Below are 16,806 nucleotides of genomic sequence, written 5' to 3'. Positions count from 1 at the left end.
CCGACGGGGAACGGACCGGCACATCGCCGACGGAGTGACGCGTGCCCCCGGCCGGCGACCGCGTGACGTCACCGACTGCGTACAGGCGTCGATGACGGCATGGCACGGCGGAGCGCGGAGCCGCGATGAGCGCCTCCTGCCCGACCCCGCCCCGCGGGGCGGCGTTCCGTCCCGCTTAGACTTCGTGCCCGAGGAGGCCTTCCACAGCGGCCTCCTTCCCCGTTCGGCACGGAGCTTGAGAGGGACGACACGATGGCGGGCCGCGATCCCTTCGTACTGGACGACCCCGTGGGTGAGTCCCTCCGGGGCGTCCATGCCCCTCTCGCCCGCCGCGTCGGCAAGGCCGTCACCTATCTGCCGGACGTCTCCACCTTCGCCGCCGTGACCACCGACCCGGACCCGGCGAGGTGGGCCGACCTCACCGAACTCCTCGGCCGGGGTGCGTTCGCCGACATGTTCAGCTGCCCGGTTCTCCCGCCGTCGGACTGGGAGCCCGTCTTCGTCCTGGAAGGCCGCCAGATGATCCGGCCGGGCGGGGGCACGTCCGGGGCTCCGGGAGACGGGCCGGCCGACGACCTGGTCGAACTGGGCGCGGACGACGTGCCCGAGATGCTGGACCTCGTGGAGCGCACCAAGCCCGGGCCGTTCTGGTCCCGGACCCCCGAACTCGGCACCTACCTCGGCATCCGGGAGAAGGGCGCGCTGGTCGCCATGGCCGGCGAGCGGCTCCGGCCGCCCGGATGGACCGAGATCAGCGCGGTCTGCACCGCGCCCGAGGCCCGTGGGCGCGGCCACGCCGCCCGCCTGGTCGACGCGCTCGCGGCACGCATCGAGGCGCGGGACGAGGGGGCCTTCCTCCATGTGGCCGAGGCGAACACCGGCGCACGTGCCCTCTACGAGAAGCTCGGCTTCGTGACGCGCAGGCACGTGACCTTCCGCGGCTTCCGTACGCCTGAGGTCGTGTCCGGACGGTAGCGGCCCGGGATCCGTGTCCGGCCTCAGGGCCGGGGTGCGAGCAGCGCGTCCAGTTCGGCCGCGAAGAGCAGGGCCGGGGCGAAGTCCATGCCGGTGAAGTGCCCTGCGAGTTCCAGTGACAGGACGCCGTGCAGGCGGGTCCAGAAGGTCAGGAACCGGTGGAGGGCCCCGGGCGGGGCGGGATGGCCGGCGGCCCAGCCCCGATGGTCCTCCAGGTGCTTGCCGAAGGAGGTCGTCGCGTCCGCGTGGGGCAGCGCCGCGCACGCGTCGAGCAGCGTCGTCATGATCGAAGGGTGGCTGCGGGACCTGAGGTCCGCGGCCGAGGCTACGTCCCGGGCATGACCCGGGAGCGAGTGAGTGCCGGGACCAGCTGTGCTTCCTCGTACGTGAAGTGTTCCTCCAGCCGGGTGGCCAGCCGGTCCACCTCGGCGCGGAGGGTCGCGGGCGAGGCCCCCGAGGTGAGGAGCGCCTCCAGTTCCTCCACCGTGCGGGCGACCGCCGCGTGCTCCGCGCGCATCCGGTCCAGCGACCCGGACAGCTCGGGGAACTCGCGCTCCAGGAGGTCGAAGGCGCTGTCCTCGTTGTGGTGGTGGGCGTGCAGCGCGCCGCAGAACGTCAGGCAGTGGCGGGCGAGCCGGCGGGGGAGGGCCGGGGCGTCCCGTACGACAGCCCCCGGGGCGTCGGCCGCGCCAGCCGAGCGCGTCGAGCCCGCCGGACCCTTCGCTGTGGCCTCCGCCTCCGACTCCGCCTCCGCCACCGCCGCGGCCTCCTCGGCCTCCGCGGACCCCAGTGCCTCGCGTAACGCCGCCAGTTCGGCGCGCAGTTCGGCGTGGACCGCGACCAGGTGGTCGGCGATCGCCCGGTGCCGTGCCGGGTCCCCGAGGTCCATCCGGTGCAGGGCGACGACCGGGATGATCCGGTTCGTGGCCGCCTGGTAGGCGGCGAACCCCGGGTCGCGGTCCGCCTGTTCCGCGTACAGCCGGTCCCGTTCCTCGCCCTCCGTCACCACCGCCGTCGCCCCGAAGCGCTCGACGGTCCCCTCCGGGGTGCCCAGCTCGACCGTCACGTACGGGTCGGCGCCGAGGTTGTGGAACCAGGCGGGGTGCCTCGGCCCGCCGGCGTTCGACGCGTAGACGAGCAGTCGGTCCCCGTCGCGTACGTACACGGCGGGGTTGGTGTGTGCACGCCCGCTGCGAGCGCCCGTCGTGGTGAGCAGGAGCAGGGTCGCGCCCTCGAACATCCCGCCCACCCGACCGCCGTTGGCGCGGAACTCCTCGATGACCTGCCGGTTGAAATCGGACATGGCTGTGCCTTCCGGTAGCATCGATCCCGACGGATCTATTTGTTTTGAAAGCAAAGCTAAAAGGGAGGGTGCAGGGTGTCAACCGCACATGAGGGGGACGAGGCCGCCGACGGGCCGGAACTCGACGAGGCCGTGCGCACGTTGCTGCTGCTCATGCCTCGGATGGTCTCGCGGGCGAAGCGGATCAGGATTCCCGACGAGCTCCAGACGCTCACGCTCGCGCCCCGTCATCTCTCCCTGCTCGCCTATCTCCTGTTCGACGGGTCGCTGAGCGTCAACGAGCTCGCCGCCCGCCTGGAGGTCGCCCCCACGACCGTGAGCCTCATGGTCGGGGACCTGGCGAAGAAGGGCGTACTGGAACGGGTCGAGGACCCCGCCGACCGCAGGCGCAAGATCGTCTCCATCGCGCCGGCGCACGCCGTCGCCATCGACGGCTGGCTCGGCCGCAGCGCGGATGCCTGGCGCTCCGCCCTCGCCCCGCTCGACGCGGCGCAGCGACGGATGTTCCTCGAGACCCTCACCGCGTACGAACGCGGCCTCAACGAACCCCTGGATTGACCGAACCGGGCGAAAGCCCCCTTTGTGGCAGGATGCGGATCATGAGTTCGAGCACGGCGTCATTGGCACGGCAGTGGACCACCTGGGGGCCGGTGGTGGCCGCGCTTGCGCTTGTCGCGGCCTGGGGGCGCGACCTGCCGGGCTTCGCCGTCGGGTTCATCGCGCTCTGCCTGATCGCGGCCGTCCTCGCCGCGGTCCACCACGCCGAGGTCATCGCTCACCGGGTGGGCGAACCGTACGGCTCGCTCGTCCTCGCCGTGGCCGTCACCGTCATCGAGGTCGGACTCATCGTCTCGCTGATGGTGGGAGGCGGTGAGAAGACGTCGACCTACGCACGGGACACCGTCTTCGCCGCCGTCATGATCACCTGCAACGGCATCGTCGGTCTCTCCCTCCTCGTCGGCGCCCTCCGCAACCGGGTCGCCGTCTTCAACGCCGAGGGCTCCGGCGGCGCGCTCGCCACCGTCTGCACCCTGGCCACGATGACGCTGGTCCTGCCGACCTTCACCACGAGCCATCCGGGTCCCGAGTTCTCCGGCGTCCAGCTCGCCTTCGCCGCCGTCGCCTCCATCTGCCTGTACGGCGTGTTCGTCGGTGTCCAGACCGTCCGGCACCGCGACTACTTCCTTCCCGTGCCGCGGCCGGGCCACGAGTCGGAGGACGAGCACGCGGACCCGCCGACCCGGCGCGACGCCTGGACCAGCCTCGGCCTCCTCGTCGTCGCTCTCGTCGCCGTCGTCGGCAACGCCAAGCTGATCTCCCCGACCATCGAGGACGGCGTCCAGTCGGCGGGTCTTCCCAAGGCGGTCGTCGGTGTCGTCATCGCCCTGATGGTGCTGCTGCCCGAGACCCTCGCCGCCGTCCGCGCGGCCCGCAGAGACCGCGTCCAGACCAGCCTCAACCTCGCGTACGGCTCCGCGATCGCCAGCATCGGCCTGACGATTCCGGCGATCGCGCTCGCCTCGATCTGGCTGTCCGGGCCCCTGGTCCTCGGCCTGGGCCCGCTCCACATGGTCCTGCTCGTCCTCACCGGAGTGGTGAGCGCACTGACCGTGGTGCCCGGACGGGCCACGCTGCTCCAGGGCGGCGTCCATCTCGCGATCTTCGCCGCCTTCGTGTTCCTGTCGTTCAGCCCCTGACGAGCCGTGTGCCGGGGCTGAGCGGAACCGTTCAGCCCCTGGCGACCACCACCCGCAGCGCCGGCGAGCGCAGGATGTCCTTCTCACAGAACCGGGAGGTCACCCAGCGCTCGCCCGCGTACAACCGGGTCTGGTCGCTGTGGTGCGGCGACAGCGGGTTCGAGGACTGGGAGTACGACAGCAGGGTGCGGGCGACCGGGCACCGGCCGCCGTCCCAGCCCACTGCCTGCACATGACTGGTCCCGTGCGCGACCTCCGTGTAGCCGCCGCCCGCCGGGTTCCACACGGGCTCCGTCTTGTTCCAGACGCCCAGCGACTCGGTGCCGCCGCTCACCGGGATCCGCTCCCCGTTCCGTACGACGAACTGGTGCGCGCCGAGCGGCGCGTCCAGCGGGATCCCCGCCGCCCGCAGCTCCGCCACCGCGTCCGCCAGGGCCTTGGCGAAGCCCGGGACCGCCGTGTTCAGGGTGTTCGGGGTACGGACCGGGTCCGCCGCCGAGAACGGCACCGTCCACTGCTGGGCCGACGGCACCGACGCCGTGAACTTCCGCCAGAAGCGGTCGAAGAGCAGCGCGCCCCTGCTGTCCGTGTTCACCGTCCGGTCCCAGGCGCCGATCACCCGGCAGGCCTCGGGATCGTCCGGCAGCGCCGTCCCGCAGGCCCGCGCCGCCTCGCCCGCGGCGAGGTCACCGGCCGGAGCGCGGTTGGCGAACTGCTGCCGCTGGAGGTCGGCCACCGTCAGATCGCCGCGCGCCGCCATCGCCGCCACGTCCTCGACTCCGCCCCGGGTGCGCAGCGAGCGCTGCGTGGCGATCGTGCCGAAGATCCGCTCGTAGCCGGTCAACGGCCGCTCGGCGTTGGTCAGCCAGGCACTGTCGTTGGAGTTCTCCACGTACGGGGTGTCCCGCAGCACGGGCATCCGCGCCGGGCCGAAGACGCCCGGCTGCACGGCGTCCGGGTCGGAGCCGAGCGCGCAGTCCGACCGCGAGCCGTCGAGCACCGCCACGCCCGACGCGGGGTAGGTGGCCCGGCCCAGCGGGGTGGAACAGCGCCCGGCGAGCTGGTCGGTGATCCGGGGGAGCACCTGCGACTGGCTGAAGAAGGAGTGGCCCGCCGAGTCCGCCGCGACCGTGTTGACCCAGGGCAGCCCCTGGGTGCGCCGCAGGGTCTCGGCGATGTCCCGCGTGGAGCGGGCCTTGCCGAAGCCGAGCGCGGTGTCGGAGCCGCGCAGATTGCTCGCGTTGGGGTCGTTGAGCGCGTACGCGGTGCTCGCCGTCCACGGCAGCGGGAGCTGGGCGCCGAGACCGGCGACGACGGGGCCGTACCGGGTCCACCACTGGGTACGGGTGACCGGGGCGCCGCCCTCTACCGGCACGGTCACCTGACGCGGGGTCATCCGCTCCGGCCGGCCGTCCACGAGGTACGAGGTCGGGACGCCCGGGGCGAGCGTCAGCTGGTGCAGATTGAGCGGGATGCCGGTGGCGACGGTGTGGCTCCAGGCCACCTTGTCGTTGAAGCCGATGTTCACGACGGTCGTACCGAGGAGCGAGGCGCCCGAGACGTTGAGCTCGCCGGGGATGGTCTGCTGCGACTGCCAGAAGCGGCGGCCGCCCTGCCAGGGGTAGTGGGGGTTCCCCAGGAGCAGGCCGCGCCCGTTCGCCGTGGCGGCCCCTGAGAAGGCGACGGCGTTGGAGCCCATCGTGGCGTTCTCGGCGGCGAAGAGCTCCCGCGCGGCCTCGGCGGCGCGCCCGGGATCGGGAAGCTGCCCGGAGACGCCCGACCGCGGGGCGGGCTGCCGGCCGGAGCCGGTCTGCGGGCCGACGGGAACGGCCGGCGGCCGGGCGGCGGTGATGCCGTCGACGGCACGGCCCTGGCCGCCGAGGACCGAGACGGCGAAACCGCGCCGGGCCACGTCGAGGGCGGTCACCGGACGCACCCAGTCGGCCTTCGCGCAGGCGGGATCCGTCACGCGGTTCTTCCGCAGCCAGGCGTTGTACCCGGCCGCCCAGCCGCGCATCAGCTCCTTCAGCTCACGGCTCGGCCCGGACGGCGCGGGAGTGCCGACCAGCGTCTCGACCGTTCCGGCGTCCCTCACCCCGCGGAAGTACAGGTCGCTGGAGAGGTTGGTGGCGGCGGACGAGAGCGAGCCGTCCGGGGCGGCGTCCGGACCGAAGTACCGGGAGCGCTCCCCGTTCACCGTCAGGAAGCCGTCCGCGAGCGTGCAGATCTGGTCGGCGGCCTGGGCCCAGCCCGTCCCGAAGCCGAGGTTCGCGTAGTCCTTGGCCACGATGTGCGGGATGCCGTACTCGGTGTACCGGATGACCGCCGACAACCCCCGGTCGGACGGGTGGTGGCCCCGGCCCCCGGAGTCGGCGGCCGCCGCGCCGGGCAGCGTGGCGGTGACGACGGCGAGGGCGGACGCGGTGAGCGCCAGCTGCTTCAGACGGGAACGGAAGTGCAAGATGCCTCCCAACGGACGGACGGGCACAACGGGTTGGACCATGCACGCAGCCCCGCGCCCCCATGTCAACATCCCGTTCGGTATCCGAGGTCCGGGCCTGTCCGGCGTGCCCGCACGGTACTTGACCTTCCGCCCGGTGCGCGCGGAGGATCACCGCATGGATCGACTCCTCAGCCGCGCCGTCGACGGTGTCCTGCGCATGAGTGCCCAGCGCGTCCCCGACCGGATCGCCCTCCGCTACGCCGACCGGACCTGGACGTACGCCGAGCTGGACGCGGCCGTCTCCACCGCCGCGGCCGTCCTGAGGGAACCGCACCACGGCCTCGCCCTGCCCGAGACCGCCCGGGTCGCGACCTACGGCCACAACTCGGACGCCTACCTGATCGCGTTCCTCGCCTGCTCCCGTGCGGGCCTGATCCATGTGCCGGTCAACCACCACCTGACCGGCGAGGACCTCACGTACCTCCTCGAACAGTCCGAGACCTCCCTGGTCCTCGCCGACCCCGCCCTCGCGGAGCGCGTACCGGACGGTTTCGCCGTCAAGACGCTGCGGGACGCGCCCGGTTCACTCCTCGACGCGCTCGCGGAGCCGGAGGCGTACGACAGCGACCGAGACGCCCGGGAGTTCGTCCAGCTGCTCTACACCTCGGGCACCACCGCGCTGCCCAAGGGCGCGACGATGACCCACCGGGCGCTCGTCCACGAGTACGCGAGCGCGATCGAGGCGCTCGACCTGCACGAGGACGACCGGCCGGTGCACGCGCTGCCGCTCTACCATTCGGCGCAGATGCATGTCTTCCTGCTGCCGTACCTGGCCGTCGGCGCCGAGAACACGATCGTCGACGGACCCGATCCGGCCGTCCTCTTCGACCTGATCGAGGCGGGGCGCGCCGACAGCCTCTTCGCCCCTCCGACGGTGTGGATCGGCCTCGCCAACCACCCCGAGTTCGCGCACCGCGACCTGTCGGCCCTGCGCAAGGCCTACTACGGGGCCTCGATCATGCCCGTACCGGTCCTCGAAGGGCTGCGCGCACGGCTGCCCGGACTGCGCTTCTACAACTGCTTCGGCCAGTCCGAGATCGGCCCCCTCGCCACCGTCCTCGGCCCCGACGAGCACGAGGGCCGGATGGACTCCTGCGGCCGGCCCGTCCGCCACGTCGAGGCGCGGGTCGTCGACGAGGACGGCAAGGACGTGCCCGACGGCACCCCCGGCGAGATCGTCTACCGCTCGCCGCAGCTGTGCGACGGGTACTGGCGCAAGCCCGAGGAGACCGAGGCGGCCTTCCGGGGCGGCTGGTTCCGCTCGGGCGATCTCGCCGTCCGCGACGCACAGGGCTACCTCACGATCGTCGACCGGGTGAAGGACGTCATCAACTCCGGCGGTGTGCTGGTCGCCTCGCGCCAGGTGGAGGACGCGCTCTACACCCACCCGGGGGTCGCCGAGGTGGCCGTGATCGGCCTCCCCGACGAACGCTGGATCGAGGCGGTCACGGCGGTGGTCGTCCCGCGGGGCGAGATCACCGAGACGGAACTCCTCACCCACGCGCGGGAGAACCTGGCCCACTTCAAGGCCCCGAAGCGCATCCACTTCCTCCCGGAGCTGCCCCGCAACGCGAGCGGCAAGATCCTCAAGAGGGAGCTGCGCGACCGGTACGCGGACGGTCGGGAGAGCTCGGAGCAGTAGCCCGCCGGACCGTCCCGGCGTACGGGAGGCCGGCGCTCCGCGCGGTGGTGCGGGCCCGGTCGAGGGCGGGGTATGCCGGACCGGCCCGGCCCGCCACCGGACCGGCAGGGTGCGTCACCGGAGAGAGACGGCGGGTCAGGCCGTCTTCCGCAGGTCCACGATCCGCTTGATCTTGCCCACCGAGCGCTCCAGGGTCTCCGGGTCGACCACCTCCACACCCACCGAGACCCCGATCCCGTCCTTGACCGCCGCCGCGATCGACCGGGCCGCCTCGGCGCGCTGCTCGCCCGTCGCGCCCGCGCGCGCCTCGGCCCGTACGGTCAGGGCGTCGAGCCGGCCCTCGCGGGTCAGCCGGAGCTGGAAGTGCGGAGCCACGGCCGGGGTACGGAGGACGATCTCCTCGATCTGGGTGGGGAAGAGGTTCACCCCGCGCAGGATGATCATGTCGTCACTGCGACCCGTGACCTTCTCCATCCGCCGGAACACCCGGGCGGTCCCCGGCAGCAGACGGGTCAGATCGCGCGTCCGGTAGCGGACGATCGGCATGGCCTCCTTGGTGAGCGAGGTGAAGACGAGCTCCCCCTCCTCCCCGTCCGGCAGCACCTCGCCCGTGAACGGGTCCACGATCTCCGGGTAGAAGTGGTCCTCCCAGATGTGCAGGCCGTCCTTGGTCTCCACGCACTCCTGGGCCACGCCGGGGCCGATCACCTCCGACAGGCCGTATATGTCGACCGCGTCGATGGCGAAGGCCTCCTCGATCTCCTTCCGCATCGCCTCCGTCCACGGCTCGGCGCCGAGCACGCCCACCTTCAGGGAGGTCGAGCGCGGATCCACGCCCTGCCGCTCGAACTCGTCGAGCAGCGTCAGCATGTACGAGGGGGTCACCATGATGATCTCGGGACGGAAGTCCTGGATGAGCTGCACCTGTCGGGCCGTCATGCCGCCCGACGCGGGGATCACCGTGCACCCGAGGCGCTCCGCCCCGTAGTGCGCGCCGAGTCCGCCGGTGAACAGGCCGTACCCGTACGCCACATGCACCTTGTGCCCGGGGCGGGCCCCGGCGGCGCGCAGGGAGCGGGCGACCACGTCCGCCCACATGTCGAGGTCGCCCTCGGTGTAGCCGACGACGGTCGGCCGGCCGGTGGTGCCGCTGGAGGCGTGGATGCGCCGGATCCGGGACTGGTCGACGGCGAACATGCCGAAGGGGTAGTGGTCGCGCAGGTCCGTCTTGGCGGTGAAGGGGAAACGCGCCAGGTCCGCGAGCGTACGGCAGTCGTCCGGGGTGACCCCGGCCGCGTCGAAGGAGCGCCGGTAGAAGTCCACGTTCTCGTACGCGTGGCGCAGGCTCGCCCGCAGCCGCTCCAGCTGGAGGGCCGCGAGCTCCTCGCGTCCGAGCCGTTCGCCGCTGTCCAGCAGTTCCGTCATCGCGCCACTCCTCCACGGTCGTAAAACGGACGACCGATCATTCGGTAGATCCGTTCCCGGCCAGTAAATCCGGAGGTACCGGGGGGTTGGCAAGGGGGCGGAGCAAGTTTCCCGGCTCGTGCCTCCCTCACACCCGGGGTGTGTCGGGCGAGGAGGGCGGGGACCCCGGCGGAGCACGACGGCCCCTGAGGGAAGGGCGACCCGTCCGGTGATCCGTCGCCCGCCCCGCCCCGCCCCGTAATCCCGTTGCCCGGGCCGGGGCCGGATGCTGGAGTGGCCCGCATGGAACCCCAGCACCTCCGTGACCTGTACGACCGTCAGCTCCGCCGCGACGCCCGCCCCGACGGGCCCGGTTGCCGGGTCGAGCGCGTCGGCGGCGTCGTCCGCCAGACCGGACCCGCGCACGCCTGGAACGGCGTCCTCTGGTCCGGTCTCGGCATCGAGGACGCCGACCGCGCCATCGCCGGACAGATCGAGCACTACCGCGCCGAAGGCCTGCCCTTCGAATGGAAGCTGTACGCCCACGACACCCCCGCGGACCTCGGCGAGAGGCTCGTCGCCGCGGGCTTCGCCGCCGAGGACCCCGAGACCCTGATGGCCGCCGAGGCCGCGGCGCTGCCCCACGACGTACCGCTGCCCGCCGGTGTCGAACTCCGCGCCGTCACCGACGCGTCAGGGGTACGACAGGTGGCCGAGGTCCACCGCCGTGCCTTCGGCACCGACAGCGGCCACCTCGAACGCCAGCTCCTGGACCGGCTCGCGGCCGACCCCGACACCGTCACGGCCGTCGTGGCCCTCGCCGGAGGCGAAGCCGTCAGCGCCGCCCGCCTCGAACTCTGCCCCGGCACCGACTTCGCCGGCCTCTGGGGCGGCGGCACCGTCGAGGCCTGGCGCGGCCGCGGTCTCTACCGCGCACTCGTCGCCCATCGGGCGCGTATCGCCGCCGAACACGGCCACCGCTACGTCCAGGTCGACGCGGCCGACACCAGCCGCCCGATCCTCCGACGCCTGGGTTTCCTCACGCTTTCCACCACGACCCCACACACGTACGACGGGTAGCTCCGTCGCTTCGCCGACGCCCTCGTCAGCGGAGCGGGACGGGTGTCCGGAACCGGTAGGGTGCCGTCCGGCAAACGAGGTCTGCGCGGGGAGACACGAGTTCATGAGCGGTCAGCAGTCAGGTCGAGGGGGCGGCGCGGGCGAGGTCTTCCAGCCGCTCGCGGCGGACGATCCCACCACGGTCGCGGGATACCGGCTCGCCGCACGGCTGGGCGCCGGCGGCATGGGCAAGGTGTACCTGTCGTACACCCCCGGAGGCCGGCCCGTCGCCATCAAGCTGATCCGCCCCGAGTTCGGCGAGGACGCGGAGTTCCGCCGCCGCTTCGCCCAGGAGGTCCGCTCCGCGCAGCGCGTCCAGGGGCTCTTCACCGCGCCCGTGATCGACGCCGACCCCGAAGGTGCGCAGCCCTGGCTGGCGACCGCCTACGTCCCCGGCCCCTCGCTCGCCGACGCGGTCGTCTCCCACGGCGCACTGCCCGTGGAGACGGTGCTGCTGCTGGTCGCGGGCATGGCCGAGGCCCTGCACGTCATCCACGGCGCCGGGATCGTGCACCGCGACCTCAAGCCGTCCAACGTGCTGCTCGCCGCCGACGGGCCCCGCGTCATCGACTTCGGCATCGCGCACGCCGCCGACGCGACCTCCCTCACCGGCAGCGGGGTCACCATCGGCACCCCGTCGTTCATGGCGCCCGAGCAGGCCGCCGGACGCAGGGTGACCGCGGCCACCGACGTCTTCGCCCTCGGGCAGGTCGCGGCGTACGCGTCGACGGGGGTCCCGGCGTTCGGCGAGGGGACCTCGCACGGCGTCCTCTACCGGATCGTGCACGAGGAGCCCGACCTCGGCGCGGTACCGGAGCGCCTGAGCGAGCTGGTCACCCGGTGCCTGGCGAAGGACCCGGAGGCGCGGCCTTCGCTCGCCGAGATCATCCAGCTCTGCCAGGCCGCGAACGCGTCGACCGTGCTCCGCCGGCCCGAGGACTGGCTGCCGGCCCCGGTCTCGGCCGACATCACGGCGCGCGCGGCCGCCCCGGCACCCGTCCAGACGCCGCCGCCCCCGCCGACCGCGCCCGCGGGCGGCTACCCGCCCACCGCTCCGGCCGGGCCGCCCGCACCCGCCGCGGCCTACTCGCCGACCGCTCCGTCGACCCCGTCACCGCCGCTCGCCCCGCCCGCCGCCCACGGGCCGTCCGCCGGACACGGGACGCCCCCGCCGCCCGGGCCGTACGGCACGCCCCCGCCGCACGCGGCGCCGACCCACGCCGCGCCGCCGTACACGGCGCCGGGCCCCACGGCGCCCGGCCACGGCTACGCTCCGCCGCAGGGGCCGTACCCGCCGCACGCGTACCCGTACCCCGGTACCCCCGGCGGGCCGACCTCCATGCCGCCCGCCGCCCGGCGCGGCTCGGCCGGGAAGGGGCTGCTCGTCGCCGTGGCCGCCGTGGTCGCCTTCGGCGCCGTGGGCGGTGTCACCGCCTACACGCTCCTGAAGGACAAGGAACGGACGAACGCCTCGGGCAACGAGAAGCCGGGCGGCGGCACGGGCGGCCCGACGGCTTCGGGTACCACCGGCACCGGCGGCGGCGACGGAAGCAGCGGCACACCGAGCGCGAAGCCCCCGACGGAGTCGGCCGCGAAGCCCGCCGACTTCACGGACATCAACCTCACCGCCGGCTACCACCTGACCCTCGGGGACGAGGTCGTACGGCCCCAGGACGGCGAGGACGGCGGGTACGAGCTCTCCTACGACACCGGCGGCTACCTCGACGCCGAGAGCAGCGGCGGCAACCTGGTGCTCCTCGACCCGGGGCAGGCGGGTTCGCTCGACGTCTGCCGCGCGGAGACCCGGTTCACCAAGGAGGTGTACGTGAACAAGCTGTCCCAGGGCCGCCAGCTGTGCGTCACGACGGGGACCGGCCACATGGGCCTCGTCACCGTCAAGGGCATCTCCCCGGAGGACTCGCCCAGCACCTACATGACGCTCGACGTGACGGTCTGGCGCAACGCGGCGCCCGCGTCGTAGCTCAGGACGCCCAGTGCGCGGGGCGCTCGAAACCCTCCGGAAGGAGGGTCCCGGCGTTCCCGCGCGCCGCGTTCAGCTGGGGCTGCGTCAGGAAGAGGGCGCCGGTCAGGTCCGCACCCGACAGATCGGCGTCCCGCAGGTCCGCGCCGATCAGATCCGTGAGCGACAGATCGGCACCCGTCAGATCGGCCGCGATCAGCAGCGCCCCGCGCAGATCGGTGCCGCGCAGCTCGGCCCCGCGCAGCCGCTTGCCGACCAGGTCCGCCCCGCGCCGGCTCCTCGGCTTCCCGCCGGCCGTGGCGCGGACGAGTTCGCTCGTCCGCAGCAGCAGCTCGTTCACCTCGGCGCGCACGTCCGGCACCCTCAGCTTCTCCAGGTCGTCCGCCGAACCCCCGGTGAGCTCCTCGACCCGGGCGAGGGCCGCCCGCAGCTCGGCGTGGACGGGGCGGGCCGCCGGGCGGGCCAGCGCCTCCGTGAGATAGCGCAGCAGCTCGTGGAGCTGGCGCATCACGTAGAACACGTCGTACATCCGGCTCGCGGTCTCCGGCGCCTCGCGCCAGGACACACCGCCGAAGGTCACCTGGGAGACCTGCTGGCCGGCGCCGAAGCAGTCGTACACCGTGCAGCCCTGGAAACCGCTCGTCCGCAGCCGCGTGTGGATGCCGCAGCGGAAGTCCTCCTGGAGGTTCCGGCAGGGCTCGCCCGGCGCCTTGTTCACGGCGAAGTCGGCCGACTTCGCGAAGGGCAGCGCCACACAGCACAGGCCGAAGCAGTTGGCGCAGTCGCCGCGCAGGGCGGATTCCCCGGTCTCGGGCACGTTGGGACGGTTCCTTCGCTGGTCGGGGACGGTCCACCCACCGTATCGCGCTCCCCGTCAAACCCGTTGCGAAGATCGTTCGTGGTCCGTGAGGATCGCTGCCATGCCGCAGTTCACCTCGTACGACGGAACCGAACTCGCCTACCGGACCGTGGGGGAGGGCGAACCCCTGGTGTGCCTCGCGGGCGGGCCGATGCGGGACGCCGTCTACCTCGATGACCTGGGCGGACTCGCCGCCCACCGCGCCCTGATCCTGCTCGACGCCCGGGGGACCGGGGCGAGCGCCGAGCCCGCCGATCCCGGCACGTACCGCTGCGACCGTCAGGTCGGCGACGTCGAGGCGCTCCGCGTCCACCTCGGCCTGGAGCGGATCGATCTGCTCGGCCATTCGGCGGGCGGAAACCTGGCCACCCTGTACGCCGCCGCCCACCCCGGGCGGATCCGCTCCCTCGTGCTCGTCACCAGCCTGGGCCGCGCGCTCGGCGTCGGCACCACCGACGAGGAGTGGGACGAGGCCGTCGAGATCTTCGCCGACCAGCCCTGGTACGCGCGGGCCAGGGCCGCACTCGACACGATCGGCCCGGACACCCCGGAGTCCCGCGTCCGTGAGATCGTCGCGCCGTTCGCGTACGGCCGCTGGGACGCGGCCGCCCAGGACCACGCGGCCCGTGAGGCGGAGCAGTCGAACCGGGAGGCGGCCCCCGTCTACCACGGCGAGGGCGCGTACACCCCGGAGGCGACCCGCCGCGCGCTCACCGCGCTCACGGCGCCGGTCCTCGTGCTCGCGGGGGAGCGCGATCCCGGCCCCACCCCGGCCAAGGCCGCCGAGGCCGCCGCCCTCTTCCCGAACGCCGAGCTCGTCGTCCTGCCGGGCGCCGGACACTTCCCGTGGGTGGACGACGCGGAGGCGTTCGTCCGCCCCGTCGCCGCCTTCCTCGACCCGGAGGTCCGCACGGTCACGGTGGACGGCGTCCGACTCGCCTACCGGGTCCGGGGACCCGAGGACGCCCCGGCCGTCGTCCTGGTCCACGGGCGGGGCGAGAACAGCACCACCTGGACGCGGATCGCGGCCGAGCTCGCCGCCGGCCACCGGGTGTACGCGGTCGACCTGCGCGGCCACGGACTCAGCGACCGCCCCGGCACCTACGGCTTCGACGTCTTCCGCGACGAAATCGGCGGCTTCCTCGAGGCACTCGGCCTGACCGGCGCCACCGTCGTCGCCCACTCGATGGGCGGCGGCGCCGCGTATCTCCTCGCCGCCTCGGAACCGGACCTGATCGGGCGGCTCGTCCTGGAGGACGTCCCCGTGTTCTTCCCGCTCGACCCGCCGCGCCCCCCGGTCGACCGCCCCGAGGGGCCGCTCGGCTTCGACTGGGAGATCGTCCCGTCCACCGACGCCCAGCTGAACGCACCCGACCCGGCCTGGCGCGAGGAACTCCCCGCGATCACGGCCCCCACGCTCGTCGTGGTGGGCGGCCCGACCAGCCACGTCCCCCAGGACCAGCTGTCCTGGCTGGCCGACCGCATCCCCGGCGCCCGGACCGTCACGATCGATGCGGGACACCTCGTCCACGCGGACGCCCCGGACGAATTCCTCTCTGCGCTGCGGGAGTTCGGCCTGTAGGAGGGCAGGCTTCCCGACGGCCGTGTCGTGTCGCCGCGGGGCCGGCGTCACCCGCCGTGGCGCTCCTGGGCGTCCATCACCTCGTCGCCGTGCTCGAAGGCCCACGCGCCGAACGCGTCGATCGGACCGAGCAACGTCCTTCCCAGGCCGGTGAGTTCATAGAAGATCCTGGCCGGCGCGCCGTCCTCCACGCGTCGCTCCACCAGGCCGTTGAACTCCAGCCTCCGCAGCGTCTCGGTGAGGACCTTGGAACTGATGCCGCCGATGTGGTCCCGGAGTTCGCCGTGGCGGCTCGGGCCCCGTCGCAGGGACCAGAGCACCACGGCGTTCCAGGTGTTCGAGAGCAGGTCGAAGGCGAGACGGGCGCGGCAGTCGGCGAGGCGGGCGTCGGAAGTCACGTACCAGATGGTGCCCGACCGCCTCCCTAATGTCGTTCCCGAGGCGCTGGAAACCGGCGCGGAGAGGGGACGGACGATGAGGATCGGCGTACTGGGCACGGGCAACATGGCGGACGCCCTGGCCACCCACTGGGTACGGGCGGGGCACGAGGTCCTCGTCGGGGGCCGCGACGAGACGAGGGCGCGGCACCTCGCGAGCCGCCTGGGCGGCGGAACCGTGTACGGGAACCTGCGAGCGGCGGCAGGATTCGGCGACGTGGTCCTCGCCGCGCTGCCGTTCGGCGCGGGGGAGACGATCGCCGGCGCGCTGCGGGCGCCCCTGGCCGGGAAGGTGCTGCTCGACTGCTCCAACCCCGTGGGCCCCGGCTTCCGGCTGCTCACGGACGGCGGCCCCTCGGCCGCGCGGCGCCTCGCGGACGCCGCGCCGGACGCACGGGTCGTCAAGGCCTTCAACCTCTGCCACGAGGACGTGTGGAGGATGGACCCTCCGGTCTTCGACGGGCAGCGTCTCGCCGTTCCGGTGTGCGGCGACGACGACACCGCGCTCGCGCTCGTACGGCAGCTGGTGCGGGACGCGGGCTGCGCACCGCTGACCGGGGGAGGCCTCGACAGGGCGGGGCTCCTGGAGGCGACGGCCGCGCTCTTCATCGGGCTGTGGGTCGGGGAGCACGCGGACGCCCGGGCGATGGCGCCGCCGCTGGCGTTCGCGTCGGGGCCGCGCGAAGCGGCGGGTTAGGGGGGAACGGCGTCGGGAGCCTGGAGAGTGCCCGGGGCCATGGGCCGATCGGATCAGGCGCGGCGCGCCTCGGCCGTACGGGCGGACACCGGTGGAGGATCGGTGGGGCGGCCCCCTCGGACGGTGCCCGACATCGCCACGGCGCGACATGACAGGAGCCAGGTGTGACCACTCGTCTCAACCCCTATCTCAGCTTCTCCGGCGACGCGAAGCAGGCCCTGGAGTTCTACAAGCAGTCTCTCGGGGGCACCCTCGACCTCAACACGTACGGCGGGTTCGGCGCCGACGCGCCGCCCGGATACGCCGACAAGATCATGCACGGCATGCTGGAGACGCCCAGCGGCTTCACGCTGATGGGCGCCGACAATCCGCCGGGCACGGAGAAGAGCTCGGGGAGCGGCTTCGCGGTGAGCCTGAGCGGCGACGACGCCGAGGAACTGCGCGGCTACTGGGAGAAGCTGTCCGACGGCGGGACCGTGTCGGTCCCCCTGGAGAAGCAGATGTGGGGCGATGTGTTCGGCATGTGCACGGACAGGTTCGGCATCACCTGGATGGTCAACATCACCGAACAGAGCTGATCCGGCCCGGAGATCCGATCCGGCCCCGC

At 73.1% G+C, this 16,806-nt stretch carries 14 protein-coding genes and 1 pseudogene; 9 read left to right on the top strand and 6 right to left on the bottom strand.

Annotated elements, in window-relative coordinates; all coding sequences use genetic code 11:
• Positions 1 to 252: 252 nt before the first annotated feature.
• Positions 253 to 975, top strand: coding sequence for a GNAT family N-acetyltransferase (locus ACZ4XX_RS31295; protein WP_468511231.1), 723 nt, complete (start codon positions 253 to 255; stop codon positions 973 to 975).
• Between the two features lie 23 nt (positions 976 to 998).
• Here ACZ4XX_RS31295 and ACZ4XX_RS31290 read toward each other — a convergent pair.
• Together ACZ4XX_RS31290 and ACZ4XX_RS31285 are read right to left on the bottom strand one after the other, a co-directional pair.
• A pseudogene (locus tag ACZ4XX_RS31290) lies at positions 999 to 1,262 on the bottom strand (TetR-like C-terminal domain-containing protein); the annotation flags it as partial.
• 38 nt (positions 1,263 to 1,300) lie between these two features.
• On the bottom strand, positions 1,301 to 2,278 hold the full coding sequence (locus ACZ4XX_RS31285; RefSeq protein ID WP_468511230.1) for a nitroreductase/quinone reductase family protein: 978 nt from the start codon (positions 2,276 to 2,278) through the stop codon (positions 1,301 to 1,303).
• A 153-nt stretch (positions 2,279 to 2,431) separates the two neighbouring features.
• On the opposite strand from ACZ4XX_RS31285, the gene ACZ4XX_RS31280 reads away from it, so the two are divergent.
• Both ACZ4XX_RS31280 and ACZ4XX_RS31275 read left to right on the top strand, forming a co-directional pair.
• Positions 2,432 to 2,836 (top strand): MarR family winged helix-turn-helix transcriptional regulator, encoded by a 405-nt coding sequence (locus tag ACZ4XX_RS31280; protein WP_468511249.1) that lies wholly within the window; start codon positions 2,432 to 2,434, stop codon positions 2,834 to 2,836.
• A gap of 41 nt (positions 2,837 to 2,877) precedes the next feature.
• On the top strand, positions 2,878 to 3,975 hold the full coding sequence (locus ACZ4XX_RS31275) for a calcium:cation antiporter (RefSeq protein ID WP_468511229.1): 1,098 nt from the start codon (positions 2,878 to 2,880) through the stop codon (positions 3,973 to 3,975).
• Between the two features lie 31 nt (positions 3,976 to 4,006).
• Here the strand turns inward: ACZ4XX_RS31275 and ACZ4XX_RS31270 are convergent, their stop codons facing one another.
• Positions 4,007 to 6,436, bottom strand: a complete 2,430-nt coding sequence (locus tag ACZ4XX_RS31270) for a penicillin acylase family protein (RefSeq protein ID WP_468511228.1) — start codon at positions 6,434 to 6,436, stop codon at positions 4,007 to 4,009.
• 157 nt (positions 6,437 to 6,593) lie between these two features.
• Between ACZ4XX_RS31270 and ACZ4XX_RS31265 the strand changes: the two genes are divergently transcribed.
• A complete protein-coding gene (locus ACZ4XX_RS31265) occupies positions 6,594 to 8,120 on the top strand; it encodes a fatty acyl-CoA synthetase (protein WP_468511227.1) in 1,527 nt (508 codons plus the stop codon).
• 135 nt (positions 8,121 to 8,255) lie between these two features.
• Here the strand turns inward: ACZ4XX_RS31265 and paaK are convergent, their stop codons facing one another.
• Entirely contained in the window at positions 8,256 to 9,545 is a 1,290-nt protein-coding gene (paaK, locus tag ACZ4XX_RS31260) for a phenylacetate--CoA ligase PaaK (RefSeq protein WP_468511226.1), read from the bottom strand.
• A 282-nt stretch (positions 9,546 to 9,827) separates the two neighbouring features.
• Here paaK and ACZ4XX_RS31255 point away from each other — a divergent pair, with 282 nt between their 5' ends.
• Together ACZ4XX_RS31255 and ACZ4XX_RS31250 are read left to right on the top strand one after the other, a co-directional pair.
• The gene (locus ACZ4XX_RS31255; RefSeq protein ID WP_468511225.1) at positions 9,828 to 10,604 is read left to right on the top strand and encodes a GNAT family N-acetyltransferase; all 777 of its coding nucleotides are present in this window, start codon (positions 9,828 to 9,830) and stop codon (positions 10,602 to 10,604) included.
• 103 nt (positions 10,605 to 10,707) lie between these two features.
• Positions 10,708 to 12,624, top strand: a complete 1,917-nt coding sequence (locus ACZ4XX_RS31250; protein ID WP_468511224.1) for a serine/threonine-protein kinase — start codon at positions 10,708 to 10,710, stop codon at positions 12,622 to 12,624.
• A 1-nt stretch (position 12,625) separates the two neighbouring features.
• On the opposite strand, the gene ACZ4XX_RS31245 is transcribed toward ACZ4XX_RS31250, so the two are convergent.
• Positions 12,626 to 13,441, bottom strand: coding sequence for a pentapeptide repeat-containing protein (locus tag ACZ4XX_RS31245; RefSeq protein WP_468511223.1), 816 nt, complete (start codon positions 13,439 to 13,441; stop codon positions 12,626 to 12,628).
• A 103-nt stretch (positions 13,442 to 13,544) separates the two neighbouring features.
• Between ACZ4XX_RS31245 and ACZ4XX_RS31240 the strand changes: the two genes are divergently transcribed.
• Positions 13,545 to 15,065, top strand: coding sequence for an alpha/beta fold hydrolase (locus ACZ4XX_RS31240; RefSeq protein ID WP_468511222.1), 1,521 nt, complete (start codon positions 13,545 to 13,547; stop codon positions 15,063 to 15,065).
• Between the two features lie 47 nt (positions 15,066 to 15,112).
• Here ACZ4XX_RS31240 and ACZ4XX_RS31235 read toward each other — a convergent pair whose 3' ends face one another.
• Positions 15,113 to 15,463 (bottom strand): winged helix-turn-helix transcriptional regulator, encoded by a 351-nt coding sequence (locus ACZ4XX_RS31235; protein ID WP_468511221.1) that lies wholly within the window; start codon positions 15,461 to 15,463, stop codon positions 15,113 to 15,115.
• 76 nt (positions 15,464 to 15,539) lie between these two features.
• Here ACZ4XX_RS31235 and ACZ4XX_RS31230 point away from each other — a divergent pair, with 76 nt between their 5' ends.
• The gene (locus ACZ4XX_RS31230; RefSeq protein ID WP_468511220.1) at positions 15,540 to 16,199 is read left to right on the top strand and encodes an NADPH-dependent F420 reductase; all 660 of its coding nucleotides are present in this window, start codon (positions 15,540 to 15,542) and stop codon (positions 16,197 to 16,199) included.
• A 164-nt stretch (positions 16,200 to 16,363) separates the two neighbouring features.
• Positions 16,364 to 16,777, top strand: coding sequence for a VOC family protein (locus ACZ4XX_RS31225; protein ID WP_468511219.1), 414 nt, complete (start codon positions 16,364 to 16,366; stop codon positions 16,775 to 16,777).
• Positions 16,778 to 16,806 lie beyond the last annotated feature (29 nt).

The organism is Streptomyces sp. NPDC029956 (assembly GCF_055574655.1).
This window is presented reverse-complemented; position numbering and strand designations above follow the sequence as displayed.